Raw genomic sequence first — 23,645 nt, 5'->3', positions numbered from 1 at the left:
GCGCCGATCCGGACCAGCTCCGGCCCGCCGCGCCGCGCCTCCATAGCTCAATGGATAGAGCAACGGCCTTCTAATCCGTCGGTTCCCGGTTCGAGTCCGGGTGGGGGCACCGACCTGTCGCCCGGACGAGGAGGGATCCGATGCTGAAGCTCGTGACCCTCGGGGCGATCGTGCTGCTGGTCCTCCTGCGCCTCGCCGGCACCCGCCTCGGCGCCCGACTGCTGGGCGTCTCCCAGCGGGTGCTGGCGTTCGTCTACCTCGCGGCGCTCGTCGTCGCCGGGGTCGCGGCCGTCGCGACCGAGCAGTGGACGCTGCTCGCCGTGGTGGGGGTCCTGCTGGTGATCAGCGGCGTCCAGGAGCTGCGGCGCCGGCTCGCGGGCCGTGATCCCGTCAGGAGGCGGTGACCTCGACCGTCGTCGTGACGGGGGTCGGGTTCTGGAAGAGGTCCATCACGGGGCAGTGGGCGTCGACGGCGGCGCGGAGCTCCTCGTAGCGCTCGGCGGTCTCCGGGCCCGTGAGGCGCACGGTCAGGCGCACGTCCCCGAAGCCGGCGCGCACGGACTCGTCCTTGCCGAAGAGGCGCGCGGCGTCGAGGTCGCCCTCGGCGGTGACGTCCACGTCGTCCACCTGGATGCCGAGCGCGTGGGCGTACAGGCGGTACACGACGACCTGGCAGGAGATCAGCGCGCCGAGCGCGACCTCGACCGGGCTCGCGGCGAGGTCGTCGCCGGCGAGCGCGGCGGGCTCGTCGACCGCGAACTCATGCTTGCCGGCGGTGATCCGGGAGGCGACGGAGCCGACGCCGGTGCCGGTGACGCGGTAGGTGAGGTGGGCGGAGTCGCGACGGGCGTCGATGCGCTCGCCCCAGACCTGCCCGGCGGCGGTGAGGCGCTCGGACCGGGCGGCGGCGCTCTCGGCGAGGTCGGTGTCGAGGGAGGTGCTGTCGGTGAGGGTCATGGGCACACGCTAGGGATCGTGCACGCGGAGGTCACCAAGCTCCGCCACATACCGTCATCAGCACAGGTGATGACCCCGGAGCGGCACAGTCCCTCACCCCCGGACGCGCGTGAATCCGGCATCCCGGACGCGACCTGCATCGATGTCGTGTCCGATCGATAGTAGGGGGACGCCTGCTCCGTAGGATGCCCCCATGACCTTCACGCCGCCGAGGATGGATGCCACCGAGTCACGGGCCTGGCTGGCGCTCATCGCGACCTGCGAGCTGCTCCCCGCGGCGCTCGACGCCGAGCTCCAGGCGGACGCCGGCATGACCCACTTCGAGTTCCAGCTCCTGGGCCGGCTGAACCTCGCCTCGCGGCACAAGCTGCAGATGAAGGAGCTCGCCGTCGCGACGAACTCCTCCCTCCCCCGGCTCTCCAAGGCGATCAAGCGTCTCGAGCACCGCGGCTGGGTCTCCCGCACCCCGCACCCGGAGGACCGCCGCGCGACCAATGCGACGCTCACCCAGGACGGCCGGCGCGCGATGATCCTCGCGACGCCCGGGCATCTGGAGACGGTGCGCGCCGGGGTTCTCGAGAAGCTCAGCCCCGCCCAGATGGAGCAGCTGGCCGACGCCCTCGAGCCGATCGTCGCGGGTCTCGATCCCAAGGACCATTTCCGGCTCACCCGCGCCGAGGACGCCGACTGACGTCCACCCGGTCCGCTCAGCGTCCGCGGTCGTTCTCCCCCACCGCGCGGCTGTGCGCCGAGGACTCCGCGTTCCAGCGCTCGACCCAGTCGGGGACCACCAGGTGCTCCGGCATCGGGCCGGCGCCCTCGAGCACCTCGGAGACGTCCACCGAGCCGCCCTTCCAGCGCAGGAAGCGGGCGCGCACGATCGCGTCGGCATAGACGGTCTCCCCCACCCGGAACACCTGCTCCATGTAGATCCATCGCTCGTCGTGGCCGAGCACGCGGGTGGAGAGGTGGAAGCGCTGGCCGAGCGTGAGCGAGCGACGGTAGGTGATGGTCTGCCCGGCGACGACGGGGTACCAGCCCTGGGCGGAGATGTGCTGCCAGAACCCGGAGCGGATCATGAGGTCCATCCGGCCCAGGTCCATGAGGGAGAGGTAGCGGCCGTTGTTCATGTGCCGCTGGACGTCGAGGTCGAGCGGGTTGACGCGGAACGCCGTGCGGGAGGTGTCCCAGATGCTCAGGGTGCGGCCGCGACGCAGGCGGAGTCGGATCATCAGCCACAGCAGGCGCAGGTACATGTTCATCGGTGAGGTCCTCCCGGCGACGGTGCCGTGCGGGGCGGCCCCCGCGACGATGACCCGATGGTAACTACTCGTGGCACTGACGGGGGCACGCGGTTCCGCGAGCAGGGCCCGGCGGGCGGGCCCGTGCTCGGCGTAGGGTAGGCGCTCGTGACCTCCACCAGCGCCCGCGCCGCCTCTGACCGCATCATCTGGGTCGACTGCGAGATGACCGGACTCGACAAGCAGAACGATGCTCTGATCGAGATCGCCGTCCTCGTGACCGACGCCGACCTCAACATCCTCGGCGAGGGGGTGGACGTCGTCGTGAAGCCCCCGGCCGGGGCGCTCGACGGCATGGACCCCTTCGTCGTCACCATGCACACCACCTCCGGGCTCATCGACGAGCTCGACGGCGGCATGAGCATGCGCGAGGCGGAGGAGCTGTGCCTGGCCTACGTCAAGGAGCACTGCCCCGAGCCGGGCAAGGCGCCGCTCGCCGGGAACAGCGTCGGCACCGACCGCGCGTTCCTGGACCGCGACGTGCCGGAGTTCGCGAACTGGCTCTCCTACCGCACGATCGACGTCTCGAGCCTCAAGGAGCTCGCCAAGCGCTGGTTCCCGCGGGTCTACTACAACGTCCCCAAGAAGCACGGCGGCCACCGGGCGCTCGCGGACATCCGCGAGTCCATCCAGGAGCTCAAGTACTACCGACAGGTGCTGTTCGTCGCCGATCCCGGCCCGACGACCGCCCAGGCGCAGGAGGCCTCCCGCGCCTTCGAGCTGCCCGCCGGCTCCGTCGCCGCCCCCGTCGAGGCCGCGCGCCCGCCGCGCACTCCGTGGCTCGACGCCCCGGTCCATCGGACCTGGCTCGAGGGCGAGGGTGACGACCTCCTGCTGTTCGGCTCGGAGTCCGTGCGCGAGGACGGCGGCTTCGCCTGGCTCGACGAGAACGGCGAGCCCGATCTCTCCCGTCCCTCGGAGCTGTGGATCACCTGCCGCATGACGCACTGCTTCTCCCTGGGCCACCTCCTGGGGCGCCCGGACTTCGGCCGCTTCGCCGATCACGGGATCGCCGCCCTGACCGGGGCCTTCCGGGACCGCGAGCACGGCGGCTGGTTCGCCGCCGTCGAGGGCGGCAAGGTCGTCGACGACACCAAGCAGGCCTACGCCCACGCCTTCGTGGTGCTCGCCGCGGCCTCTGCGACCGCCGCCGGCCGGCCCGGCGCCGCCGCGCTCCTGGACGAGGCGCTCGAGGTGCTCGACGCGAAGTTCTTCGACGCCGAGGCCCGCCTCAGCGTCGACACCTTCGACCGCACCTTCACCGATCTCGAGGACTACCGCGGGATCAACGCGAACATGCACACCGTCGAGGCGCTCCTCGCCGCGGCCGACGTCACCGGCGACCGCCGCTGGCTGGACCGCGCCGTGGGCATCGCGACCCGCGCGATCGACGAGTTCGCGCGCGCCAACGACTGGGCGCTGCCGGAGCACTTCGACACCGACTGGAACCCGCTTCTCGAGTACAACGCCGACGAGCCCAACCACCCGTTCCGCCCCTACGGCGCGACGATCGGTCACTGGATCGAGTGGGCGCGGCTCGTGCTGCAGGCCCGCTCCGCGCTCATCGCGGCGGACGGCGAGGCGCCCGAGTGGATGCTCGAGGCGGCGACCGCGCTCATGGAGAAGTCCGCGGCGACCTTCGGGCTCGACGGCGCGCCGGGCTTCGTCTACACGGTGGACTGGGACGGGAAGCCCGTCGCCCAGGAGCGCATGCACTGGGTCGCGGCGGAGGCCGTGGGCGCCGCCGCCGTCATGTACCGCGTCACCGGCGACCCGGTGTGGGCCGAGCGCTACGAGCAGTGGTGGGAGTACGTCTCCACGTACCTGCTGGACGCCGAGGGCGGCTCATGGTTCCACGAGCTCGACGCGGACAACGAGGTGCAGGGCGTGACCTGGCCCGGGAAGCCGGACATCTACCACGCCTTCCAGGCCACGATCATCCCGCGCCTGCCGGTCGCCCCGGCGATGGCGGAAGCGCTGCGCGAGGGGCTCCTGGACAGCCAGGCCTGAGGGAAGCGACCCCGACACCTATGGGCCCGGGGAGCGACGCCGACACGGCGAGCTCCCCGGGCCCCTCCGCGCACCGGGAGGAGGCGCGGGGTTCAGCCCTCCTCGAGCCGCTCCACGGCCGCGTCGAGGCGCTCGATCTTGCCGTCGAGCTCGCCGGCGTCGTGGCCGGGACGGATGTCCGCCTTGAGCACGAGGGAGATCCGGGAGCCGTAGCGGCCGGCCTCGAAGGTGGCGGCCTTCACCACGGCCATCACCTCGTCCCACTCCCCCTCGATCTCGGTGAACATCGAGCTGGTGCGGGTGGGCAGGCCCGAGTCACGGACCACGCGCACGGCGGCGGCGACCGCGTCGTGCACGCTCGCGGCATCCGCCCCCTCGCCGAGCGTGCGCTCGAGCTGCGGATCGGAGGGGGTGCCGGTGGGCTGGACGGAGAAGGCGACGATCATGCGGCCAGTCTCCTCCACAGAGCGCCCAGGCGGGGCTCCCGCCCGGATGGGGCGCGTCTCACACCACGAATCCCGCTCCGTGGTGCGGAGATCCGCTCCGAGGACGGTATGCTCGGTTCTCGTTGCGGAGCTCGCTCCGCACATGGTGGTCGTAGCTCAGTTGGTAGAGCTCCTGGTTGTGGTCCAGGCGGTCGCGGGTTCAAATCCCGTCGATCACCCCAAGAAACGCCCTGGCGACAGGGCGTTTTTTCATGTCCTGCGCGCCCCTGTCCCGCCCCGCGGTCACCGAGGGGCACCGCGGTCCTTCCTCATGCGGCGTCCCAGCCGCCCGGGTCCTGGCTCTCCTCGCCGAGCTCGTCCCGCCACCACGTGGAGGCACGAGGACCGCGCGCGACGAGACCGAGCTCGAGCTCCGCCTGTCGGGCGTCGACCCGCTCGCGCACCTGATGGGCCCACAGCGCGTACTGCTCCTTCGTGCTCATGCCCGTGAGTCTGCCGCCCGGGTCCGACGCACGAGCCGCCCGTGCGGTCCCCCAGCGCGCGAGGACAGAGCGCCGATCGCACGACGGTCGGGGCGCTCAGCCGGACGAGCACCTCGAGGCGGCGCTCCGGGTGCTGCGCATCACGCTGGCCGCTCTCGGCGACGTGGACCGCGGCTGATCACTGCGCGGAGCCGCCCGGGCGTCTGCCAGCTCCCCGTGGCACCATCGGTCCTCCTGCACCCGACGGAAGGACCCTGCGATGACCGCGACGCCTGGAGACGCCGACGTCCCCGACCGGGTGCGGGACATGGTGGCGGCGCGCCAGCAGCAGCTCGCGAACGTCGGCGCGGACCCGCAGGCGCTCGCGGAGCAGCTCCACCAGGTGTTCGAGGAGTTCACCGAGCTGCGGATGCACTACCAGTTCGGGATCGACGAGGTCCTGACGAAGGTGGAGATCCTCCGCAAGGAGTTCGAGCAGATGCACGAGTACTCCCCCATCGAGCACGTGCGCACCCGGCTGAAGTCCGTGGAGTCCCTCGTCGAGAAGGCGCTGCGCACCGAGGGCGAGATGACCGTGCGGGCGATCCGGGAGCGGATCCACGACATCGCGGGGATCCGCATCACCTGCAGCTTCGTCTCCGACGCCTACTGGGTCGCGGAGATGCTCGCCGCGCAGGGCGACCTCGAGGTGCTCACCGTCAAGGACTACATCGCCTCCCCGAAGGCCAACGGCTACCGCTCCCTGCACCTCATCGTGCGGGTGCCCGTGTACCTCTCCACGCACGTCGAGCAGGTCCCCGTGGAGCTGCAGATCCGCACGATCGCCATGGACTTCTGGGCGAGCGTGGAGCACAAGCTCTCCTACAAATACGAGCGGAACCTGCCGCCCGAGCTGCGCGCGGAGCTCGACGACGCCGCCCGGGTCGCCGACGACCTCGACGCCCGCATGGAACGGCTGCGCGGGGAGATCCGCCCCATGCCCGTCCACGAGGGCAGTCTGTTCGCCCAGCGGCCCGCACCGCCCGCGGAGGGCTGAGCACCGCGGCCCCGTCGGCCGGTCTCCCCCGCGCGGGGTTGTCGGCCCCGCGGGCGCCGGGGATCATGAGCCGATGCAGACCCCGGCTCCGCGGAGGAGCACCCACGCCTTGATGCTGCGCCTCGCGCTCGCATCGGTGGTCCTCGCGGCGCTGACCTCCGATGCGGTGCACGCGGCCCGCGACGGGCTGCTCGCGCAGGACGTCTCCTACTTCACCAACCAGAGCAACGCCATGCTCGTGGTGCTCGCGGTGGCGACGGCATGGGCGGCGGTGCTCCCCCGCCGCATCGACGACCTGCGCGGCGCGGTCGCCTTCTACCTCGTGATGACGGGGCTCGTGTACGCGCTGCTCGTGGCACCGCTCTCCGAGCTGGGGCGCTGGGACATCGGCTGGCAGGGCATCGTGCTGCACCGCCTCGCCCCGCTCGCCGCGCTCGCCGACTGGCTGCTGACCCCGCGCCGCGGCCCCGCGCACCGCACCCGGATCCTGTGGTGGCTGGCCTACCCGCTCGCCTACCTGACGCTCACCTGGATCCGCGGCGCGATCACGGGCTGGTACCCCTACGCCTTCCTGGATCCCACGGTCACCGGCTGGGGTCCGGTGCTGGTGACGGTCCTCGTGGTGCTCGCCGCCTTCGTCGCCGTCGGCACGCTCATGCACCTGATCGGCGGGAGGCGCGCGCGGGGCGCGGGTGAGCCGGATCGGCGCACCCGCGCCCGCACGCGCGGGCGTCGCTCCGCGAGCGAGGTGGGTCCGGGGCCCGCTCAGCCCTGACGCAGCTGCTGCCGGTAGGCGCGGCGGTACTGCGGCGGGATGATCTCGGCGTCGCCGTGCAGCGCGATCACGGCATGGAGAGCCCAGGCCGGGTCGCGGAGGAAGGCGCGACCCACACGAACCACCTCGGCCTGGCCGGTGACGAGCACGTGCTCGGCCTGGAAGGGCTCGTCGATCATGCCGACCGCGGAGATCGGCACGTCCGTGTGCGCGCTGAGGTGCGCGGCGAGCGGGGTCTGGTAGCCGGGGCCGACCGGAATCGTGGCGGGCACGTTGCCGCCGGAGGAGACGTCGACCATGTCCACGCCGTGCTCGCCGAGCCAGGTGACGACCTGGGTGGTCTCCTCGAGGTCGAAGCCGCCGTCGGTCCACTCGGTCCCGGAGAGCCGTGCGAGCAGCGGCATGCCCTCGGGGATCCGCGCGCGGACGGCGTCGACGACGCGCAGCATCAGCTTCGCGCGCCCGGCGAGGTCGCCCCCGTAGGAGTCGGTCCGGCGGTTGCTCAGCGGCGACAGGAACTCGTGGAGCAGGTAGCCGTGGGCGCCGTGGATCTCGAGGAGGTCGAAGCCCGCCTCGACGGCGCGCTCGGCGGCGGCCACGAAGGCGTCGACGACGCGGTCGATCCCGGCCTCGTCGAGGGCGACGGGATCGGCGAGCCCCTCGTAGGGCACCGCGGAGGGCGCCAGCGTGGTCCAGCCGCCCTCGGGCTCCGGGAGCGACTGGCCGGGGCGGCCGGTCCCCCACTCGGCGCCGGTGGAGGCCTTGCGACCGGCGTGCGCGAGCTGGATGCCGGCGACGGCGCCCTGCTCGTGGACGAGCTCGACGACGGGCCGGAGGGCGTCGCGCTGCGAGTCGTCCCAGAGGCCGAGGTCCGTGGGCGAGATGCGGCCCTCGGGGACGACGGCGGTGGCCTCGACGATCACGGCGCCGGCGCCGCCGCGGGCGAAGGAGCCGTAGTGCATGAGGTGCCAGGGGGTGACGACGCCGTCGCGGCCGGTGGCGGAGTACTGGCACATGGGCGGGACCCAGATGCGGTTGCGCACGGTGAGGTCGCGCAGGGCGATCGGGGACAGCAGCTGAGAGGGCACCGGAGGGGTCTCCTTCGCACGAGGGGATGTTCCGGCCCGCTCGGGAGCGGGCCCACCGGGCCAACTCGTTGCGTGCGCGCTTTATTTCTTCCTGCGCCAATGCAGTGCGCAGGTGTCGGACCCGTCACATCGTGGTGCGGACCATCCGGACATCCCGCCCGCCCGGACCCCGGCGCGATGTCCGTGGGTCAGATCGGGGCCACGCCGCCGGGACGTGCGGCGGACGACGCGTCGACCGTCGTCGCCCGAGCGACCGCCGCCCGCACGTGCGCGCGGTGCGCCCGCAGTGTGAGCACGAGCAGCGCGCCGACGCTCACCACGCCGATCACCACGTGAACCGCCATGCTGGAGGTCGCGTCCCAGGCGGTGTGCAGCACGATCGCCGCGACATAGGTCGCCGCGAGCTCGAGCGCCGCGAGCACCTTGCGCGAGGAGTCCACGAGATGCCACAGGGCCGCGCAGATCGCCCCGGTCCACGCCACATGGCCCGCCGGGACGAGCACGCCCCGCAGGATGAGCGTCGCGTCCAGCTGGGCGAGGCCCCCGCCCCTCTCCAGGAGCGCGTTGAAGCCGTAGCCCATCGTCTCGAGCACCGCGAAGCCGGTTCCCGCGGCGATCCCCACGACGATCCCGCCGCTGCGGGTGGTGCGGTGCGCGGTCGCGAGCACCACCAGCGGCACGACGAGCTTCGCGGTCTCCTCGATGACCCCCACGAGCAGGATCGACTCCCGGCCCAGGAGCGCCCCCGCGATCGATTCCTCGAGCCCCGCGATCGTGATGCCGACGAGCCCGGCGAGCACGACCGTGACGAGCACGATGGGGGTGGGGACGAGAGCGCCGGCCCGGCTCGACTGAGCGAACAGCAGCACCGTGAGCGGGACCGTCGCCGCGCCGACCAGCAGGACGCTCGGCAGCATCGTCGAGTTCTGGGTGAGCAGCATGACGACGAAGAGCACGACATAGGCGACCACCCCCACCAGCAGGGCGGCGATCCACGAGAAACGGAGATACCACGGGTAGGCGGTCGGCATGACAGGTTCCCTTCGACTCGATGAGGATCATTATGCGTGTTGCCCAGGTCACCCGGGGACGGGATCATCGGGGGATGAACGATCGACGCCGCGTCCTCATCACCGGAGCCACCGGAGGCGTGGGCCTCCACCTCGTCCAGGGTCTGGGCGAGGAGTACGACCTGATCCAGCACGGCCGCACCCCGCGCACCCCCGAGCAGGAGGGCGCCCTGCACAAGGCCGACATCTCCGCCTACCCCGAGGTGCTCGCCCTCATGGACGGCGTCGACACCGTCGTCCACCTCGCGGGCGCCGCCTCCCCGGAGTCCGACTGGGACGACGTGCTGGAGACGAACATCGTGGGCACCCGCCACGTGCTCGAGGCCGCCCGCGAGGCCGGAGTGCGGCGCGTGGTCCTCGCCTCCTCGAACCATGCGATGGGCATGTACGACCGCCTCGAGCAGTGGCCCGTCTACCCCGACACCCTCCCCCGCGCCGACTCGCTCTATGGCGTCTCGAAGATCTTCGGCGAGGCGCTGGGCCGCTTCTACCACGACGAGCACGGCCTCGACGTGATCTCCCTGCGCATCGGCTGGGTCACCGAGGACCCGCTCGAGGCGGAGGAGGACGTGCTGCGCGCGATGTGGCTGAGCCCCGGGGACTGCGTGCGCGTGGTGCGCCGCGCGATCGAGGCGGAGAGCACCTTCGGCCTCTACTACGCGATCTCCGACAACCCCAACCGCCGCTGGTCGATGACCAACACGACGCTCGAGCTCGGCTACCGGCCGGAGGACTCCTGGGTGGACCTCCCGGGCGCCCGCGAGCACGTCGTCGAGGGCGGGGCCGACGTCCCCGACACCTGGCCCGCCGGGTCCTGACCACCACGCCCCGCAACAGACCTGACCGGCCCACCCCGACCCGAGGGCCGATGACCCCCTGGGCCATGTCCGTTTGCGCACTGGGGTTCCACAACGGGAACTCAGCCGCGCAAACGGACATGGATCCGGGATGCCAGTCACCGGGCCGGGCGACGCCGGGCACCGGGCCGGATCGTCGGCCGACATGACCGGGGAACGACGAAGCCCCCCGGTCTCTCGACCGAGGGGCTTCTCATCGGGTGCGCCATCAGGGACTCGAACCCCGGACCCGCTGATTAAGAGTCAGCTGCTCTAACCAACTGAGCTAATGGCGCCGACGAGGAAGAACATTACCGCCCGCCCGGCCGCGCGCCAACTCCAGAGGGCCCTCTGTGAGGGAGCTGACAGCGACGACCGCCCGGCACGCCCGCCATGGCCCCGCGCCCGCCATCCAGCCGACTCCCCGGCTCCACCTGGAGGATCGCCTAGACTCGACCTCCTAGACTCGGCCGCCCGGACCGTCGCACCCCGGGCGGTCCGCCACCACCGCACAGGAGGTCTGCGTGAGGATCGCCGTCACCGGAGCCACCGGCGTGCTCGGCCAGGAGGCCGTCGAGGCACTGGTCGCCGCGGGCCACGAGGTCACGGGGGTCACCCGTCGTGATTCCGGAGCCAAGATCATCGAGGGGCGCGGCGGCAGCGCCGTCGTCGCGGACGTCTTCTCCTCCGGGGACCTCGCCCGCGCGTTTCGCGGCCACGACGTCGTCATCAACACCCTCGCCCACGTGCCCGTCGGCATGTCCGGCCTGCGCCCCCTCGCCTGGCGCGAGGACGACCGCCTCCACCTCGAGGCCTCCGTCGCGATCGCCGAGGCCGCCGCCCGCGCGGGCGCCACGCGCCTGGTCCAGGAGTCCACGGTGTACCTCTACCCGAGCAACGGCTCGGACTGGATCGGGGAGGACGAGCCGCTCTCCGTGCGCAATCAGGCGTTCCGCCCGCGCGTGCGGGAGATGCGCGCCGCCGTCGACTTCGCGACCGCGGGCCGCACCGCCGTCGTGCTGCGCCTCGGCCAGCTGTTCGGCCGTGACCAGCACACCACGCATGCCCTGAAGGCCGTCCGCCAGGGCGACCCGATCCTGCTGGGCGGCCAGCAGGACTACATCACCCTGCTGCACCACAGCGACGCGGGCCGCGCCTTCGTGGCCGCCCTCCGCGCCGGCAGCGGGTTCTACAACGTGGGCGGCGAGCCGATCACGAAGGGCCGCTGGGCGAAGGATCTCGCGACGGAGGCCGGCGCCTCGGCCCCGGCGAAGTTCTACCCGGAGATCACGCAGGCGATCGTCGGCACCCGCCTCGAGACGCAGCGGCGCTCGCTGCGCGTCTCCTCGGTGCGCTTCATGTCGGAGACGGGCTGGCGCCCCACCGTCGGCCCCTCCACCCCGGGCTGGTCCCGCCGCTGAGCGCAGCAGCACCCTGAGCAGAGCGAGGGGCCCCGCCGTCGACGACGGCGGGGCCCCTGTGCTCGCGCTCAGAGCGTGCGGATGACCTTCGCGGGGCTACCGACCGCGACGGAGCTCGCGGGGACGTCCCTGGTCACCACGGAGCCGGCACCGATCACGGAATCCGCGCCGATGCTCACGCCGCCGATGATCGTCGCCCCGCCGCCGATCCACACGTTGTCGCCGATGGTGATCGGCTCCGCGGCCTCCCACCCGGCCCGGCGGGGCTCCGCCTCGAGCGGGTGGATCGGGGTCAGCAGCTGGATGTTCGGGCCCAGCTGGCAACCCTTCCCGATCCGGATGTCCACGACGTCCAGGGCGGTGAGCCCGTAGTTCACGAAGGTGCCCGCGCCGATGTGCAGCTGGGTGCCGTAGTCCAGGCGCAGCGGGGCGCGCACGTGGGCACCCTCGCCGAGCTCGCCGAGCAGCGCGCGGAGGATCTCCTGGGAGCCGTCGGGGTCCTCGGGGTAGGCGCGCTCGAAGCGGGCGGCGGCCTCGAGGGCGCGGCGGTAGGCCTGCTGGATCGCGGGGTCGTCCGCGATGTACCAGTCCCCCGCCTGCATGCGCTCGATCGCGGGGCGCGGGTCGTTCTCATCGATCTGGAAGGGCTTCATGGGCCAAGCGTACGGGCGTACACCCGGAGAATCCGCCGCACACGATGAGGCGCTCGGCACGCTCGCGGCGACGGCCGCACCGCGCCGACCCCCGCCGCCCCGATAATCGGGGGATGAGCATCTCCCCCACGCCCCTCGAGGACTCCGCCCGCTGCCCCTGCGGGAGCGGCGACACCGTCGGCGGATGCTGCGGTCCGCTGCTCGCGGGCACGAAGCGCGCCGCCACCGCGGAGGCGCTCATGCGCTCGCGCTTCACCGCGAACGTGGTCCACGACGCCGATCACCTGCTGCGCACCTGGCACCCCCGCACGAGCCCCTCCTACCGGGACCTCGAGTCCTCCTTCGACGACGGCTTCGTGTGGAAGCGGCTGCAGGTCACGGCGACCGAGGCCGGCGGCCCCTTCGACGCCGAGGGGATCGTGGAGTTCACCGCGATCGCGCGCACCCCGGCGGGTCGGCGGGAGCTGCGGGAGCGCTCGAGCTTCGTGCGGGAGGACGGCACGTGGCTGTACGTCTCCGGCGAGCTGACGAACGCGCCCGGCTCGCACTGACGACGGACGCCCCGGGCCCGCGCTGAGGCGGGCCCGGGGCGTCCGGTCGGAGAGGGCGATCAGCGGCCGACGGCCGCGGCCTTCTTCTCCGCGCGCTTCGCGGCGTCCTGCAGGAGCGACGCGAGCTCGCCGGCATAGCGCTCGGCCTCGTCGGTCCCCGGCAGGGTGGACTTCTTCAGGGCCTTCCGGACGTCCTTCGCGGACCGACCGGTCTGCTTGCGGCCCTGCTTGATGGCCTTCGCGGCCTTCTGCCCGCGGGTGGGCTCGCGGCGGGAGGCGGCGACCGCGATCGCAACGCCCGCTCCCAGCACCGCCACGCCGATGACGCCGCCCGCGATGGCCTTCAGGGGCACCGCGGGGGACTTCCCGTCACCGGCGTCGGAGAAACCCTTCAGCGACCCGACGAGCTCGTTCTTCCAGCGCAGCGCTGCATTCTTGGGGTTGACCCGGTCGATCAGCTCGTCGATGTCAGCGGCGAGGTTGTCCTGACGCCGGTAGGCCTCGTCGCGCATGTCGTCCAGGCTCTGCTTCTTGGCCACCATTGCCTCCGTGCGGGGTTGCGGTCTCGGTTGCGGGAATCGTATCGCGAGCGGGGATCAGCCCTGGGTGCGGGCGAGGAAGTCGCCCGCGCCGCCCACGAGCTCGACGTGCCCGGAGGGGACGTCGGCGGTCGCGGCCTTCACGACCTCGGTGGCGAACTCGTCCACCGAGTAGAGCCGGCCGGCGGCCTCGCGCCGCGCCTCGAGGGCGCCCGGCTCGGCACGGTTCAGCAGGGTCGCGGTGACGGTGCCCTCGATCATGTCGCCGGAGACGACGACGAGGGAGACGCCCTTCTCGGCGAGCTCGGGGAGGCGCGCGGTGAGCGCGTCCTCACCGGCGCGCTTGGAGCGGGCGACGGCCTCGTACTGCGCCATGGTCTCCACCTCGTTGATGAAGTGCGCCTGGTGGCTCGTCACGAACACGACGCGCGAGCCCTCGCCGAGGTGCTCGAGGCCGGCGGTGAGGGCGTCGTCCTGGGCGTCGCGGTTGAGCTTCATCGCGTAGTCCTCGCCGAGGTCGCTCTCCATGCCGCCGGAGGCGTTCAGGACGAGCAGGTCGAGGCCGCCGAAGGTGTCCACCGCGGCCTGCAGCAGGGAGCGGACGCCCGCGGGGTCGGTGAGATCCGCGCCGACGGCGATCGCGTGGCCGCCGGCGGCCTCGATCTCCGCGACGACCTTGTTCGCGCGGGGCGCCTTCTGGCGGTAGTTGACGACGACGTTCGCGCCCTGGGCGGCGAGCTGCTTCGCGGTGGAGGCGCCGACGCCTCGGGAGGATCCGGTGACGACGGCGGTCTTGCCTGCGAGGGCGCTCATTGCTTCTCCTGTGGGACGGGGACGTGACCGGGGAAGCCTACCGGTTGCCGCTACCCTGGTCCGGCGCGCGAGTGGCGGAATCGGTAGACGCGCTGGATTTAGGTTCCAGTGCCCCAGGGCGTGGGGGTTCGAGTCCCCCCTCGCGCACGGAGGAGTCCAGCGGCGGTCGAGGGGCCTCAGGACGTGCCGTCGGCCTTCCGTCGCAGCCCTTCCAGCAGGAGGTCGAGGCCCGCGAGGAACTGCTCGGTGTCGTCGTGCACCGCGACCACGTCCACGACGTAGTGGATGAAGGGGTACTGCTCGGGGTCGGTCCCGCGCCAGCGCTCGACCTCCCGCTCGAGGTACACGGCCGGGTCGATCTCCCCCTCGCGCACCTCCCGAGGCATCTGCTGGCCGAGGTCCGCGGCGATGCCGATGACGAAGCCGACCACCGCGGAGACCGCGTGGAAGGTCTCCTTGGGCGGCAGCCCCAGGCGCAGCACCTGCTGCCCCATACGCTCATAGAGCTCGAGGGCGTTCGGCTGCACGCCCGTGTCCCGCAGGTAGTAGGCGGAGATCCAGGGCCGGCGCACGATCGCCTCGAAGAAGGCGACCGCGAGGGCGCGCAGATCCGCGATCGGGTCCTCGGTGGCGGGTGAGACCGTCGCACGCCCGAGCATCTCCCCCACGACGTGGTCCGCCGCGCGGTCCAGCAGCTCGTCCTTGCTCGAGACGTACCAGTAGATGCTGCCCACGCCGCCGCCCAGTCGCACCGCGAGGGCCCGGAAGGTGAGCGCCCCCTCCCCCGCCTCGTCGAGCAGGGCCACGGCGGCCGTGACGACCGCCTCCATCGAGAGCGAGGCCCGGGCGCGGGGATCCCGCCGCCCGCCGGGGCCCGGTCCGCCGCGCCCCTCGGGACGTCGCGCCCCTGCACCGCGACCACCGCCGGGACGCTCGGGGCGGCCGCCTCCGCGGCGCGGCGCGGGGCCGGGGGGACGTCGTTCTTCCATCCGCTCATCACATCACACTTGCGCCGGACCGAACGCCGTTCTATCTTCTCGAACTGTGTTCGGTTCTCGAACATCGTTCGATCCTTCTGGAGGATACCATGACCACCACCCTCGCGCCCTCGCCGGCGCGCACCTACACCTCGCTGCGGGCGGCCTGGGTGCCGCTCACGGCCCTCTGCCTCGCGTTCTTCGTCGAGATGGTCGACAACACGCTGCTGACCATCGCCCTGCCCACCATCGGCCGCGACCTCGGCGGCAGCACCACGACCCTGCAGTGGATCACCGGCGCCTACTCCCTCACCTTCGGCGGCCTGCTGCTCACCGCCGGCTCCGTCGCGGACCGCCTGGGCCGCCGCCGCGTGCTGCTCGTGGGCCTCGCCGCCTTCGGCCTCATCAGCCTCGCCGTGCTCGCCGTGAGCACCGGCGGGGAGCTCATCGCCCTGCGCGCGGCCCTCGGCCTCGCCGCCGCGCTCACCGCACCGATCACGAACTCCCTCGTCTTCCGGCTCTTCGAGGACCCGGCCCTGCGACGCCGCGCCATGACCGTCATGATCGTCGTGGGCATGAGCGGCTTCATCCTCGGACCCGTCCTCGGCGGCACCGCCCTCGCTCACCTCCCCTGGCAGTGGTTGCTGCTGCTCAACGCCCCGCTCGCCCTGCTCGCCGTCCTCGGCGTGCTCCGCGGCGTGCCGGCGGACCGCCCCGAGGACCTCACCCACGACCGCCTCGACCTGCCCGGCGCGCTGCTGAGCATGCTCGCGATCGGCCTCGGCTGCTTCACCCTGACCAGCGGCGTCGAGCACGGCTGGACCAGCACCCTCACCCTCGGCTGCGCGATCGGCGCCCTCGCCGCGCTCGCGGCGTTCCTCGTCCACGAGCGGCGCACCGCCGCCCCCATGCTCGACCTCTCCCTGCTGGGGCGGCCGACGATCCGCGGCGCGGCCCTCGCGCAGATGGGCTCCTCCCTCGCCATGGCCGGCATGATGTTCGGCCTGATCCTGCACTTCCAGTACGCGAACGGCTGGAGCCCGCTCGTCGCCGGCCTCGCGAACCTCCCGATGATCCTCACGATGATCGCCGCCACGCCCGTCTCCGAGGCGCTGCTCTCCCGCCTCGGCCATCGCATGGCGTGCCTCGTGGGCGTCGGCCTGCTGGCCCTCGGCCTCGCGGGCATGGCACTCGCCGTGAGCCACGGCTACCTCGCGATCGCCGCGGCCATGGTGGTGCTCACCCTCGGGATGCGCACCGTGATGACCATCTGCGCCGTCGCCCTCGTCGAGGCGATGCCGCAGAACCGCACCTCGCTCGGCGCCGCCCTGAACGACACCGCCCAGGAGCTCGGGACGAGCATCGGCACCGCCCTCGTCGGCACGCTCATCGCCGTCCTCGTCGCCTCCGTGCTGCCCGCCGGCACCTGGGACACGGCGCTCGTCACGCTCTTCCACCACGGCGAGGCGATCACCTACGGGGCGCTCGCGGTGGTCGTGGGGCTGCTCGCCGGATGGGGCGCGCTCACCCTCACCGACTCGCGCACGGCCGAGGCGCACTGATCCTGCCCCGCCCCACGGGCGGCACGCCGATCACCGCGCCGACCACCGACGGTACGCTGGCGGGCGTGCGCCGCGACCGCCCGCACGCACCGACCTCGAGGAGATCCCCGATGACCCTGTTCGGTCTCGTCCGCCACGGCCAGACGGAGTACAACCGGCAGGGCCTCTTCCAGGGATCCAGCGACGTGCCGCTGAACGAGACGGGGCGCGAGCAGGCCCACGTCGCGCTCGACACCGTCCCCCCGGTCGACTGGGACCTCGCGATGTCCTCCTCCCTCTCCCGGGCGGAGGAGACCGCGCGGATCATCGCGGAGGACCACGACATCCCCTTCGCGGGCACCGAGCCGCGGCTCGTGGAGATCGACTGGGGTGCCGCGGAGGGCAACCCGGTGGCCGAGATGGAGGAGCGCTACCCCGGCCGCGCCTTCCCCGGCCGCGAGACCACCCAGTCCGTCGTGGACCGCGCCGCCGAGGCGCTCGAGGACCTCGCCGAGCAGCACCCCGGGAAGAACGTCCTGATCGTCGCCCACGGCACGCTCATCCGCCTGCTCCTCTCCGGCGTCACCGGCGAGCACCTGCCCTCGATCCCGAACGGGACCCTCTCCCTCATCGAGGTCGAGGGCGAGACCTGGCGGGTGCGCATGGTCGCCGGTGACGAGGTCGAGTTCCCGGCCGTCACCGTGCCGCGCGACCGATCCCCCCGCTTCGCCCTCGAGGACCACCACCTGCGCCCGCAGGGCCTCGAGCCCGCCCGCGACTGACGCGGGCCCGCCCCACCGGCGGCAGCAGCCGCCTGGACCGATCCGTCGACATCACCACCGAGGAGACACCGTGAACCGCACCGCCGTCGACGCCGAGGGAGCCTGGTTCGAGCCGGAGCGCATCACCGAGCTGCGCCGCCTCCTGCCCATCCCCTACGTGGACGTCGTGCCCGTGCGCACCGACGTGGACGGGACCGTCAGCGACGTGGGCCTGCTCCTGCGCGCCTCCGGCAGCGGCCGGATCGTGCGCACGATCATCTCCGGCCGCGTGCTCGTCCACGAGACCCTGCGCGAGGCGATCGCGCGTCACGTCGAGAAGGACCTCGGGCCGATGGCCATGCCGCGGATCCCCGCGTCCCCGACGCCCTTCACCGTCGCCGAGTACTTCCCCACCCCGGGGCAGTCCCTGTTCACCGACCCGCGGCAGCACGCGATCTCCCTCGCCTACCTCGTGCCGATCGGCGGGGAGACCGAGCCGCAGGAGGACGCCCTCGAGCTGGCCTGGCTGCCCGTGCAGGAGCTCCTGGACTCCACGATCCTCGACGAGATGGAGGGCGGTCACGACATCGTCGTGCGCCGCGCCCTCGCGCACGCCGGGGTGATCTGAGCCCTCACGCCGCCGCGCGCACGCCACGGGACGGCAGCAGGCCCCCGGGGACGTCCCCGGGGGCCTGCTGCTTGCGACGGTCGATCGTGTCGGGAGGTTCTTCAGCCCTCGAGCAGCTCCGCGACGTGCCCGGCGATCGCGCGGAACGCCTTCCCGCGGTGCGAGATCGCATCCTTCTCCGCGGCCGTGAGCTCCGCGGAGGTGCGGGTCTCCCCGTCGGGCACGAAGAGCGGGTCGTAGCCGAAGCCACCCTCCCCGCGCCCCTCGGTGAGCAGGCGTCCGGTCATCTCCCCGCGCAGGACCAGCTCGCAGCCGTCCGGGGAGACGAGCGCCGCGGCGCACACGAAGCGGGCCGAGCGGTGGGCGTCGGCGATGTCGGAGAGCTGGGCGAGCAGCAGGGCGTTGTTCGCCGCGTCGTCCCCGTGCCGGCCGCTCCAGCGGGCGGAGAAGATCCCCGGGGACCCGCCGAGCACGTCCACGGCGAGACCGGAGTCGTCGGCCACGGCGAGCAGTCCCGTCGCCGACGCCGCGGCGCGGGCCTTGATCAGGGCGTTGCCCTCAAAGGTCACCTGGTCCTCGACGACGTCCGGCAGCGCGATCCCCGCGGAGGAGACCACCTGCTCCGGGGCGAGCGAGGGCACGGCCTCGGCGAGGATCCGCCGCAGCTCCTCGAGCTTGCCCGTGTTGTGCGAGGCGAGGACGACGCGTGCTCCGCCGAGGACGGAGTGCACGCTCATCGCTGCTCCGCCAGCACCTCGCGCTGGATCCGCGCGAGATCCGCGCAGCCGCCCTCGGCGAGATCCAGCAGCTGGTTCAGCTCGGCGCGGGAGAAGGGGGCGCCCTCGGCGGTGCCCTGCACCTCGACGAGACCGCCGCTGCCGGTGACGACGACGTTCATGTCGGTGTCCGCGGCGACGTCCTCGCGGTACTCGAGGTCCAGCAGCGGGCGGCCGTCGACGATGCCCACGCTGATCGCGGAGACGGAGTCGGTGAGGACCTCGGCGGTCGCGGAGAGCGAGGTGTGGCGGCGTCCCCAGGTGATCGCGTCCGCGAGGGCGACGTAGGCGCCGGTGATCGCGGCGGTGCGGGTGCCGCCGTCGGCCTGGAGCACGTCGCAGTCGAGCTGGATCGTGTTCTCCCCGAGCACGTCGAGATCGATGACGGCGCGCAGCGAGCGGCCGATCAGGCGGGAGATCTCATGGGTGCGCCCGCCGATCTTGCCCTTCACGCTCTCGCGCTGCGAGCGGGAGTCGGTCGCGCGCGGCAGCATCGCGTACTCGGCGGTGACCCAGCCGGAGCCGGAGCCCTTCTTCCAGCGCGGCACGCCCTCGGTGAAGGAGGCGGCGCACAGCACCCGGGTGCGGCCGAACTCCACGAGCGCGCTGCCCTCCGCGTGGTCGAGCCAGCCGCGCGTGATGCGCACCTCGCGGAGCTGCTCGGGGGTGCGTCCGTCGACGCGCGGGGCGGAGGTGGCAGGGGTGGTCATCGGGGTGATGCTCCTCGGGGTCGTTCAGCGGGACAGGTCGAGGATATCCATCGGGGCGACGAGGCGGACAGGGCCGTCGAAGACCTCGCGGGCCTCCGCGAGCGGCACGGCCGGGTCGGTCCAGGCCGGCACGTGGGTGAGCGCGAGGGAGCGCACGCGCGCCTGCTCCGCGATCAGCCCGGCGCGGCGGCCGGTGAGGTGCACGCCCGTGAAGCGGTCGTCGCGGCCCTCGATGTAGCCGGCCTCGCAGAGGAAGAGGTCCGCATCGGCGGCGAGGTCCAGCAGCGCCGGGCAGGTGTCCGTGTCCCCCGAGTAGGCGAGCACCTGGTCGCCGCTGGTGACGCGGAAGCCGTAGGCCTCCACCGGGTGCAGCACGGCGCGCACCTCGATGCGCAGCGGACCGATCTCGAGGAGCTGGCCGTCCTCGATCGCGCCGTAGGCGAAGGGCACGCGGTCCACGCCGTCGGGGACGTGGCCGTCGCGGCTGAGCACGGCCGCGAGGCGGTCCGGCAGGGCGGCGGGGCCGTGCACGGGGAGCTGGGGCAGGTCCGTGCGCTCGTGGTACGCCCAGAACACCTCGAGACCGGTGACGTCGAGGAAGTGGTCCGGGTGCAGGTGGGAGACGATCACCGCGTCGAGCTCCGTGGGGTCGATCGCGGACTGCAGGGGCCCGAAAGCGCCCGAGCCGAGGTCCAGGAGCACGCGCCAGGTGCGGCCGGCGGCGTCGGTCTCCTCGAGCAGGTAGCTCGAGGCCGCGCTGTCCGGGCCGGCGAAGCTGCCGCTGCAGCCGATCACACGGATCCTCATGGCACCACCACCGGGAGGGTCGTCGTCATCGTCACGGCCGGGCCCAGGAAGCGGCGCGACAGGCGGGCGAACATCGAGGGCCCGCCGAGGCCGTCCGCGGTCTCCGCGAAGACGTGCTGCGGGGGCCGCGCGTCGGTGCGCTGGATACCGGCGGCGCGCAGCTGCCGGTACACGTCCAGCGCGGTCTCCTCCGCGGAGGAGACGAGCGTGACCTCGGGCCCCATGACGAGCCGGATCGGTCCGGCGAGCATCGGGTAGTGGGTGCAGCCGAGCACCAGCGTGTCCACGCCGGCGGCCTTGACCGGGGCGAGGTACTCCTCGGCGACCTCGACGACCTCGTCGCCGCTGATCTCGCCGCGCTCCACGAACTCGACGAAGCGGGGGCAGGCGGCGGAGGTGATCTCGAGGGCGGGGGCGGCGGCGAAGGCGTCGTCGTAGGCGCGGGAGGAGATGGTCGCGCGGGTGCCGATGATGCCGACCTTCCCGTTGCGGGTCGCGGCGACGGCGCGGCGCACGGCCGGCTGGATGACCTCGACGACGGGCACGTCGTAGCGCTCACGGGCGTCGCGGAGCACGGCGGCGCTCGCGGTGTTGCAGGCGATGACGAGCATCTTCACGTCCCGCTCCACGAGCGAGTCCATGATGTCCAGGGCCAGCGCGCGGACCTCCGCGATGGGGCGGGGCCCGTAGGGCGTGTGGGCGGTGTCCCCGATGTAGAGGATCTCCTCGCCGGGCAGCTGGTCGAGGATGGCGCGGGCGACGGTCAGCCCGCCCACGCCGGAGTCGAAGACGCCGATCGGCGCGCTGCCGGAGGCCGGGCCGTGCTCGCCCGGACCGCTCGTCCCCGCCACGCTGTCCATCCCAGAAGGCTAGGGCGCCCGCGCCGCGCGAGCAGTGACGGCGCGCTCAGTGGGGCGAGGGTCACAGCGCCGCGCCCGCCACGCGAGAGGCGTCGGAGCACGAAGGCGCCGGGGAGCCGACGGGGATCAGTCGAGGGCGCGCAGGAGCGACTCCTGCAGCCAGGAGAGCAGCTCGTACACCGCGATGACGACCTCGGAGCCGACGTGCTCGTCGTCCTCCGGGGAGGCGCCCTCGACGCGCTCCCCGATCTGCTGGAGCATCCGCACGGTGTCGAAGTCGCCGTCCCGCTCGAGGCCGAGGCGGTCCGCGAGCACGATCCGCACGTCGTTCAGGGCGCGCAGGACGACGACCGCCTGCTCCTCGTCGATCACCACCTCGCCGTGCCCGGGACCGGAGCCGTCGAGGATCGACATCACCGTGCGCAGGTCCGCGAGCTTCGCCTCGGCGAGGTCCTGCTGGCCGAGCCGCCGGTACTCGGCGGCCAGCTCCGGGTCCTCGCTCGCGGCGGGGAACAGGCGCCGCACGGCGCTGTCGGAGGGCTCGCGCGCCTCCCGCGTCGCGAACTCCGCCTCGAGCCGTTGCAGGGGGTCCTCGCTGCGCGCGGCGCGGCGGAGGGAGCCGTTCCCGGTCTCGATGCCGAGGTCGGTGCGGATGAGCTCGGCGGTCTCCTGCGCGACCTGCGCGAGGATCGCCTTCTCCTCACCGTCGAGGCGGCAGGCCAGGGTCGAGTCGGGTCGCCGGCGGAACGCGTGGGCCATTCAGTCCTCCCCCGCCCGCTCGAGCGTGGCCCGCAGGCCGTAGGAGTGCATCGCCTGCACGTCCGTCTCCATCCGCTCGCGGGACCCGCGGGACACGATCGCCCGGCCCTTCTCGTGCACCTGCGTCATCAGCGCCTCGGCGACCGGGCGCGAGTAGGCGAAGTGGCGGCGGAACACGTAGACGACGTAGCTCATGAGGTTCACGGGGTCGTTGTGAACCGCGGTCGCCCAGGGGCCCTCCGCGGTCGGCCGCTCCTGCGGGGTGAGGTCCGTCGCGGCGCCCGGCGCGGATCGGGGCTGCGACAGCACGGCGGGCATGACATCTCCTGACGGGACGGGGGAAGGCAGGGGCGATTCTACGTGGCGCGCCTGCGTCGGAGGCGGCCGTACACATTACGGTGGGACCGTGACCTCCTCGCTGCTCACCGACCTGTACGAGCTGACGATGCTCCGCGCCGCCCGCGAGGCGGGCACTGCGGAGCGCGCCTGCGTGTTCGAGGTCTTCACCCGCTCCCTCCCCGAAGGCCGTCGCTACGGCGTGCTCGCGGGCACGGACCGGGTGCTCCGCGCGATCGCCGACTTCCGCTTCGACGAGGCGGACCTCCGCTACCTGCGGCGCACCGGCGTGCTCGACGAGGACACCCTCGCCTTCCTCGCCGACTACCGCTTCACGGGCGACGTGCACGGCTACGCCGAGGGCGAGCTGTTCTTCGAGGGCTCCCCCGTCCTCCGCATCGAGGGCACCTTCGCGGACGCCGTCATGCTCGAGACCGTCGTGCTCTCGATCCTCAACCACGACTCCGGCGTCGCCTCCGCGGGCTCGCGGATGATCACCGCCGCCCGCGGCCGTCCCTGCATCGAGATGGGCGGGCGCCGCGTCCACGAGGACGCCGCGATCGCCGCCGCCCGCGCCGCCTACCTCGTGGGCTTCGCCTCGACCTCGAACCTCGCCGCGGGCGCCCACTACCGGATCCCCGTCGCGGGGACCTCCGCGCACGCCTTCACCCTGCTCTTCGACACCGAGGAGGAGGCCTTCCGCGCGCAGATCGTGTCCCAGGGCGCCGGGACGACGGTGCTCGTGGACACCTACGACGTCGAGCAGGCTGTCCGCACCGCCGTCGACATCGCCGGACCGGAGCTGGGCGCCGTGCGCCTGGACTCGGGGGACCTCGGCGCACAGGCGCAGGAGGTCCGCGCGCTGCTGGACTCCCTCGGCGCGACGTCGACCCGCATCACCGCGACGAGCGACCTGGACGAGCACCGGCTCGACGAGCTCGCCGACGCCCCGATCGACGGCTACGGCATCGGCACGCGGCTCGTCACCGGGGGCGGTCACCCCGCTCCCGGCTTCGTCTTCAAGCTCGTCGAGCGCGAGGGGGCCGACGGCGCCATGCACCCGGTCGGCAAGCGCTCCGCGGACAAGCAGACCCTCGGCGCCGGCAAGAGCGCCTACCGGCTCCTCGTGGGCGACCGGGCGCGAGCCGAGCTCGTGCTCCCCGGCGAGGCGGAGGTCGCGGAGTTCGAGCGGGAGCTCACCGCGCAGCTGCTCGCCTCGCAGGCCCCCGCGGAGTGGGCGCGCACGCGGCTGCGGCCGCTCCAGGTGCCGCTGCTCCAGGGGGGGCACCGGGTCTGGGACCTCTCCCCCGTCGAGGCGCTCGAGCACGGGCGGGAGCGGCACGCCTCCTCGCTCGCGGAGCTCTGCCTGCGACCGGAGGACGGCCCCGACGGCCCGATCGCGATCCCGACCCTGACCGACGGCGGCCAGGCGGCCCGCGCCCTGGGCTGACGACGCCCCGGGGGCCGACGGCGGTCCGGCATCGAGCCCGCCCCGCCGGGGTCGGCTCGCCC

At 72.9% G+C, this 23,645-nt stretch carries 28 protein-coding genes and 4 tRNA genes; 15 read left to right on the top strand and 17 right to left on the bottom strand.

All coding sequences use genetic code 11. The annotated features are described in order from the left end of the window. The first annotated feature begins 36 nt into the window (after window positions 1–36). Window positions 37–109 (top strand) — tRNA-Arg (locus ACYVAP_RS06215). A 31-nt stretch (window positions 110–140) separates the two neighbouring features. Further along, the gene (locus tag ACYVAP_RS06210; protein ID WP_498859994.1) at window positions 141–404 is read left to right on the top strand and encodes a hypothetical protein; all 264 of its coding nucleotides are present in this window, start codon (window positions 141–143) and stop codon (window positions 402–404) included. On the opposite strand, the gene ACYVAP_RS06205 is transcribed toward ACYVAP_RS06210, so the two are convergent. Continuing rightward, entirely contained in the window at window positions 391–957 is a 567-nt protein-coding gene (locus ACYVAP_RS06205; protein WP_498859993.1) for an OsmC family protein, read from the bottom strand. The two genes, ACYVAP_RS06210 and ACYVAP_RS06205, sit on opposite strands and share 14 nt — an antisense overlap. Before the next feature lie 193 nt (window positions 958–1,150). Between ACYVAP_RS06205 and ACYVAP_RS06200 the strand changes: the two genes are divergently transcribed. Beyond that, complete coding sequence (locus ACYVAP_RS06200) at window positions 1,151–1,648, top strand: MarR family winged helix-turn-helix transcriptional regulator (RefSeq protein WP_498859992.1); 498 nt, start codon at window positions 1,151–1,153, stop codon at window positions 1,646–1,648. Window positions 1,649–1,664: 16 nt separating this feature from the next. Here ACYVAP_RS06200 and ACYVAP_RS06195 read toward each other — a convergent pair whose 3' ends face one another. Further along, a complete protein-coding gene (locus tag ACYVAP_RS06195; RefSeq protein ID WP_498859991.1) occupies window positions 1,665–2,219 on the bottom strand; it encodes an acyl-CoA thioesterase in 555 nt (184 codons plus the stop codon). 147 nt (window positions 2,220–2,366) lie between these two features. On the opposite strand from ACYVAP_RS06195, the gene orn reads away from it, so the two are divergent. Further along, a complete protein-coding gene (gene orn / locus ACYVAP_RS06190) occupies window positions 2,367–4,268 on the top strand; it encodes an oligoribonuclease (protein ID WP_498859990.1) in 1,902 nt (633 codons plus the stop codon). Between the two features lie 92 nt (window positions 4,269–4,360). Here the strand turns inward: orn and ACYVAP_RS06185 are convergent, their stop codons facing one another. Beyond that, complete coding sequence (locus tag ACYVAP_RS06185) at window positions 4,361–4,714, bottom strand: thiamine-binding protein (RefSeq protein ID WP_264449406.1); 354 nt, start codon at window positions 4,712–4,714, stop codon at window positions 4,361–4,363. 145 nt (window positions 4,715–4,859) lie between these two features. Between ACYVAP_RS06185 and ACYVAP_RS06180 the strand changes: the two genes are divergently transcribed. Next, window positions 4,860–4,935: transfer RNA gene (locus tag ACYVAP_RS06180), tRNA-His, on the top strand. Window positions 4,936–5,022: 87 nt separating this feature from the next. On the opposite strand, the gene ACYVAP_RS06175 is transcribed toward ACYVAP_RS06180, so the two are convergent. Further along, the gene (locus tag ACYVAP_RS06175) at window positions 5,023–5,196 is read right to left on the bottom strand and encodes a hypothetical protein (protein WP_264449405.1); all 174 of its coding nucleotides are present in this window, start codon (window positions 5,194–5,196) and stop codon (window positions 5,023–5,025) included. A 259-nt stretch (window positions 5,197–5,455) separates the two neighbouring features. On the opposite strand from ACYVAP_RS06175, the gene ACYVAP_RS06170 reads away from it, so the two are divergent. Both ACYVAP_RS06170 and ACYVAP_RS06165 read left to right on the top strand, forming a co-directional pair. After that, entirely contained in the window at window positions 5,456–6,232 is a 777-nt protein-coding gene (locus ACYVAP_RS06170) for a GTP pyrophosphokinase (protein WP_498859989.1), read from the top strand. 112 nt (window positions 6,233–6,344) lie between these two features. Beyond that, window positions 6,345–7,007, top strand: coding sequence for a Pr6Pr family membrane protein (locus ACYVAP_RS06165; RefSeq protein WP_498859988.1), 663 nt, complete (start codon window positions 6,345–6,347; stop codon window positions 7,005–7,007). On the opposite strand, the gene ACYVAP_RS06160 is transcribed toward ACYVAP_RS06165, so the two are convergent. Together ACYVAP_RS06160 and ACYVAP_RS06155 are read right to left on the bottom strand one after the other, a co-directional pair. Next, entirely contained in the window at window positions 6,998–8,095 is a 1,098-nt protein-coding gene (locus tag ACYVAP_RS06160; protein WP_498859987.1) for an NADH:flavin oxidoreductase/NADH oxidase, read from the bottom strand. The genes ACYVAP_RS06165 and ACYVAP_RS06160 overlap by 10 nt on opposite strands. A gap of 188 nt (window positions 8,096–8,283) precedes the next feature. Further along, entirely contained in the window at window positions 8,284–9,126 is an 843-nt protein-coding gene (locus ACYVAP_RS06155) for a PrsW family intramembrane metalloprotease (RefSeq protein ID WP_498859986.1), read from the bottom strand. 74 nt (window positions 9,127–9,200) lie between these two features. On the opposite strand from ACYVAP_RS06155, the gene ACYVAP_RS06150 reads away from it, so the two are divergent. Then, on the top strand, window positions 9,201–9,983 hold the full coding sequence (locus ACYVAP_RS06150) for an NAD-dependent epimerase/dehydratase family protein (protein WP_498859985.1): 783 nt from the start codon (window positions 9,201–9,203) through the stop codon (window positions 9,981–9,983). A gap of 240 nt (window positions 9,984–10,223) precedes the next feature. On the opposite strand, the gene ACYVAP_RS06145 is transcribed toward ACYVAP_RS06150, so the two are convergent. Continuing rightward, window positions 10,224–10,297: transfer RNA gene (locus ACYVAP_RS06145), tRNA-Lys, on the bottom strand. 228 nt (window positions 10,298–10,525) lie between these two features. On the opposite strand from ACYVAP_RS06145, the gene ACYVAP_RS06140 reads away from it, so the two are divergent. Beyond that, window positions 10,526–11,422, top strand: a complete 897-nt coding sequence (locus ACYVAP_RS06140; protein ID WP_498859984.1) for an NAD-dependent epimerase/dehydratase family protein — start codon at window positions 10,526–10,528, stop codon at window positions 11,420–11,422. Between the two features lie 68 nt (window positions 11,423–11,490). Here ACYVAP_RS06140 and ACYVAP_RS06135 read toward each other — a convergent pair whose 3' ends face one another. Continuing rightward, window positions 11,491–12,075: a sugar O-acetyltransferase gene (locus tag ACYVAP_RS06135; RefSeq protein ID WP_498859983.1), complete on the bottom strand. Its 585-nt coding sequence runs from the start codon at window positions 12,073–12,075 to the stop codon at window positions 11,491–11,493. A 113-nt stretch (window positions 12,076–12,188) separates the two neighbouring features. Here ACYVAP_RS06135 and ACYVAP_RS06130 point away from each other — a divergent pair, with 113 nt between their 5' ends. Further along, entirely contained in the window at window positions 12,189–12,626 is a 438-nt protein-coding gene (locus tag ACYVAP_RS06130) for a YchJ family protein (protein ID WP_498859982.1), read from the top strand. Between the two features lie 59 nt (window positions 12,627–12,685). Here ACYVAP_RS06130 and ACYVAP_RS06125 read toward each other — a convergent pair whose 3' ends face one another. Both ACYVAP_RS06125 and ACYVAP_RS06120 read right to left on the bottom strand, forming a co-directional pair. Further along, window positions 12,686–13,168: a hypothetical protein gene (locus ACYVAP_RS06125; RefSeq protein WP_498859981.1), complete on the bottom strand. Its 483-nt coding sequence runs from the start codon at window positions 13,166–13,168 to the stop codon at window positions 12,686–12,688. Window positions 13,169–13,222: 54 nt separating this feature from the next. Continuing rightward, window positions 13,223–13,978: an SDR family oxidoreductase gene (locus ACYVAP_RS06120; protein WP_137770428.1), complete on the bottom strand. Its 756-nt coding sequence runs from the start codon at window positions 13,976–13,978 to the stop codon at window positions 13,223–13,225. A gap of 65 nt (window positions 13,979–14,043) precedes the next feature. On the opposite strand from ACYVAP_RS06120, the gene ACYVAP_RS06115 reads away from it, so the two are divergent. Then, window positions 14,044–14,125: transfer RNA gene (locus ACYVAP_RS06115), tRNA-Leu, on the top strand. A 29-nt stretch (window positions 14,126–14,154) separates the two neighbouring features. Here the strand turns inward: ACYVAP_RS06115 and ACYVAP_RS06110 are convergent. Beyond that, a complete protein-coding gene (locus ACYVAP_RS06110) occupies window positions 14,155–14,808 on the bottom strand; it encodes a TetR/AcrR family transcriptional regulator (RefSeq protein ID WP_498859980.1) in 654 nt (217 codons plus the stop codon). Window positions 14,809–15,065: 257 nt separating this feature from the next. On the opposite strand from ACYVAP_RS06110, the gene ACYVAP_RS06105 reads away from it, so the two are divergent. The 3 genes from ACYVAP_RS06105 (at window position 15,066) to ACYVAP_RS06095 (ending at window position 17,885) form a co-directional block, all read left to right on the top strand. Next, window positions 15,066–16,517 carry an MFS transporter gene (locus ACYVAP_RS06105; RefSeq protein ID WP_498859979.1) on the top strand — a complete coding sequence of 484 codons (1,452 nt, stop codon included), beginning with the start codon at window positions 15,066–15,068 and terminating at the stop codon, window positions 16,515–16,517. A 110-nt stretch (window positions 16,518–16,627) separates the two neighbouring features. Then, window positions 16,628–17,278 carry a histidine phosphatase family protein gene (locus ACYVAP_RS06100; protein ID WP_498859978.1) on the top strand — a complete coding sequence of 217 codons (651 nt, stop codon included), beginning with the start codon at window positions 16,628–16,630 and terminating at the stop codon, window positions 17,276–17,278. Window positions 17,279–17,348: 70 nt separating this feature from the next. Then, window positions 17,349–17,885 (top strand): NUDIX hydrolase family protein, encoded by a 537-nt coding sequence (locus ACYVAP_RS06095; RefSeq protein WP_264449388.1) that lies wholly within the window; start codon window positions 17,349–17,351, stop codon window positions 17,883–17,885. A gap of 101 nt (window positions 17,886–17,986) precedes the next feature. On the opposite strand, the gene rdgB is transcribed toward ACYVAP_RS06095, so the two are convergent. From rdgB to clpS, 6 genes are all read right to left on the bottom strand, one after another. After that, a complete protein-coding gene (rdgB, locus tag ACYVAP_RS06090; protein WP_498859977.1) occupies window positions 17,987–18,622 on the bottom strand; it encodes a non-canonical purine NTP pyrophosphatase in 636 nt (211 codons plus the stop codon). Beyond that, a complete protein-coding gene (gene rph / locus ACYVAP_RS06085; protein ID WP_498859976.1) occupies window positions 18,619–19,371 on the bottom strand; it encodes a ribonuclease PH in 753 nt (250 codons plus the stop codon). Before rph ends, rdgB begins: the two co-directional genes overlap by 4 nt. A gap of 24 nt (window positions 19,372–19,395) precedes the next feature. Next, complete coding sequence (locus tag ACYVAP_RS06080; protein ID WP_462587925.1) at window positions 19,396–20,178, bottom strand: MBL fold metallo-hydrolase; 783 nt, start codon at window positions 20,176–20,178, stop codon at window positions 19,396–19,398. Then, window positions 20,175–21,038, bottom strand: a complete 864-nt coding sequence (gene murI / locus ACYVAP_RS06075) for a glutamate racemase (RefSeq protein WP_498859975.1) — start codon at window positions 21,036–21,038, stop codon at window positions 20,175–20,177. The genes ACYVAP_RS06080 and murI overlap by 4 nt, the downstream gene beginning before the upstream one ends. 126 nt (window positions 21,039–21,164) lie before the next feature. After that, entirely contained in the window at window positions 21,165–21,797 is a 633-nt protein-coding gene (locus ACYVAP_RS06070) for a DUF2017 domain-containing protein (RefSeq protein ID WP_259359490.1), read from the bottom strand. After that, on the bottom strand, window positions 21,798–22,115 hold the full coding sequence (clpS, locus tag ACYVAP_RS06065; protein WP_498859974.1) for an ATP-dependent Clp protease adaptor ClpS: 318 nt from the start codon (window positions 22,113–22,115) through the stop codon (window positions 21,798–21,800). 88 nt (window positions 22,116–22,203) lie between these two features. On the opposite strand from clpS, the gene ACYVAP_RS06060 reads away from it, so the two are divergent. Continuing rightward, complete coding sequence (locus tag ACYVAP_RS06060) at window positions 22,204–23,583, top strand: nicotinate phosphoribosyltransferase (protein ID WP_498859973.1); 1,380 nt, start codon at window positions 22,204–22,206, stop codon at window positions 23,581–23,583. Window positions 23,584–23,645 lie beyond the last annotated feature (62 nt).

It is taken from the genome of Brachybacterium horti (genome assembly GCF_054777615.1).
The sequence above is the reverse complement of the archived record's forward strand: the minus strand, read 5'-3'. Positions and strand labels throughout refer to the sequence as shown.

Bases quoted from the DNA above. Each gene is read 5' to 3' on its own strand.
- ACYVAP_RS06210 (WP_498859994.1), top strand. From the start codon at position 141: ATGCTGAAGCTCGTGACCCTCGGGGCGATCGTGCTGCTGGTCCTCCTG.
- ACYVAP_RS06205 (WP_498859993.1), bottom strand. From the start codon at position 957: ATGACCCTCACCGACAGCACCTCCCTCGACACCGACCTCGCCGAGAGC.
- ACYVAP_RS06200 (WP_498859992.1), top strand. From the start codon at position 1,151: ATGACCTTCACGCCGCCGAGGATGGATGCCACCGAGTCACGGGCCTGG.
- ACYVAP_RS06195 (WP_498859991.1), bottom strand. From the start codon at position 2,219: ATGAACATGTACCTGCGCCTGCTGTGGCTGATGATCCGACTCCGCCTG.
- ACYVAP_RS06185 (WP_264449406.1), bottom strand. From the start codon at position 4,714: ATGATCGTCGCCTTCTCCGTCCAGCCCACCGGCACCCCCTCCGATCCG.
- ACYVAP_RS06175 (WP_264449405.1), bottom strand. From the start codon at position 5,196: ATGAGCACGAAGGAGCAGTACGCGCTGTGGGCCCATCAGGTGCGCGAG.
- ACYVAP_RS06170 (WP_498859989.1), top strand. From the start codon at position 5,456: ATGACCGCGACGCCTGGAGACGCCGACGTCCCCGACCGGGTGCGGGAC.
- ACYVAP_RS06165 (WP_498859988.1), top strand. From the start codon at position 6,345: ATGCTGCGCCTCGCGCTCGCATCGGTGGTCCTCGCGGCGCTGACCTCC.
- ACYVAP_RS06155 (WP_498859986.1), bottom strand. From the start codon at position 9,126: ATGCCGACCGCCTACCCGTGGTATCTCCGTTTCTCGTGGATCGCCGCC.
- ACYVAP_RS06150 (WP_498859985.1), top strand. From the start codon at position 9,201: ATGAACGATCGACGCCGCGTCCTCATCACCGGAGCCACCGGAGGCGTG.
- ACYVAP_RS06135 (WP_498859983.1), bottom strand. From the start codon at position 12,075: ATGAAGCCCTTCCAGATCGATGAGAACGACCCGCGCCCCGCGATCGAG.
- ACYVAP_RS06130 (WP_498859982.1), top strand. From the start codon at position 12,189: ATGAGCATCTCCCCCACGCCCCTCGAGGACTCCGCCCGCTGCCCCTGC.
- ACYVAP_RS06125 (WP_498859981.1), bottom strand. From the start codon at position 13,168: ATGGTGGCCAAGAAGCAGAGCCTGGACGACATGCGCGACGAGGCCTAC.
- ACYVAP_RS06120 (WP_137770428.1), bottom strand. From the start codon at position 13,978: ATGAGCGCCCTCGCAGGCAAGACCGCCGTCGTCACCGGATCCTCCCGA.
- ACYVAP_RS06110 (WP_498859980.1), bottom strand. From the start codon at position 14,808: ATGGAGGCGGTCGTCACGGCCGCCGTGGCCCTGCTCGACGAGGCGGGG.
- ACYVAP_RS06105 (WP_498859979.1), top strand. From the start codon at position 15,066: ATGACCACCACCCTCGCGCCCTCGCCGGCGCGCACCTACACCTCGCTG.
- ACYVAP_RS06100 (WP_498859978.1), top strand. From the start codon at position 16,628: ATGACCCTGTTCGGTCTCGTCCGCCACGGCCAGACGGAGTACAACCGG.
- rdgB (WP_498859977.1), bottom strand. From the start codon at position 18,622: ATGAGCGTGCACTCCGTCCTCGGCGGAGCACGCGTCGTCCTCGCCTCG.
- rph (WP_498859976.1), bottom strand. From the start codon at position 19,371: ATGACCACCCCTGCCACCTCCGCCCCGCGCGTCGACGGACGCACCCCC.
- ACYVAP_RS06080 (WP_462587925.1), bottom strand. From the start codon at position 20,178: ATGAGGATCCGTGTGATCGGCTGCAGCGGCAGCTTCGCCGGCCCGGAC.
- murI (WP_498859975.1), bottom strand. From the start codon at position 21,038: ATGGACAGCGTGGCGGGGACGAGCGGTCCGGGCGAGCACGGCCCGGCC.
- ACYVAP_RS06070 (WP_259359490.1), bottom strand. From the start codon at position 21,797: ATGGCCCACGCGTTCCGCCGGCGACCCGACTCGACCCTGGCCTGCCGC.
- clpS (WP_498859974.1), bottom strand. From the start codon at position 22,115: ATGCCCGCCGTGCTGTCGCAGCCCCGATCCGCGCCGGGCGCCGCGACG.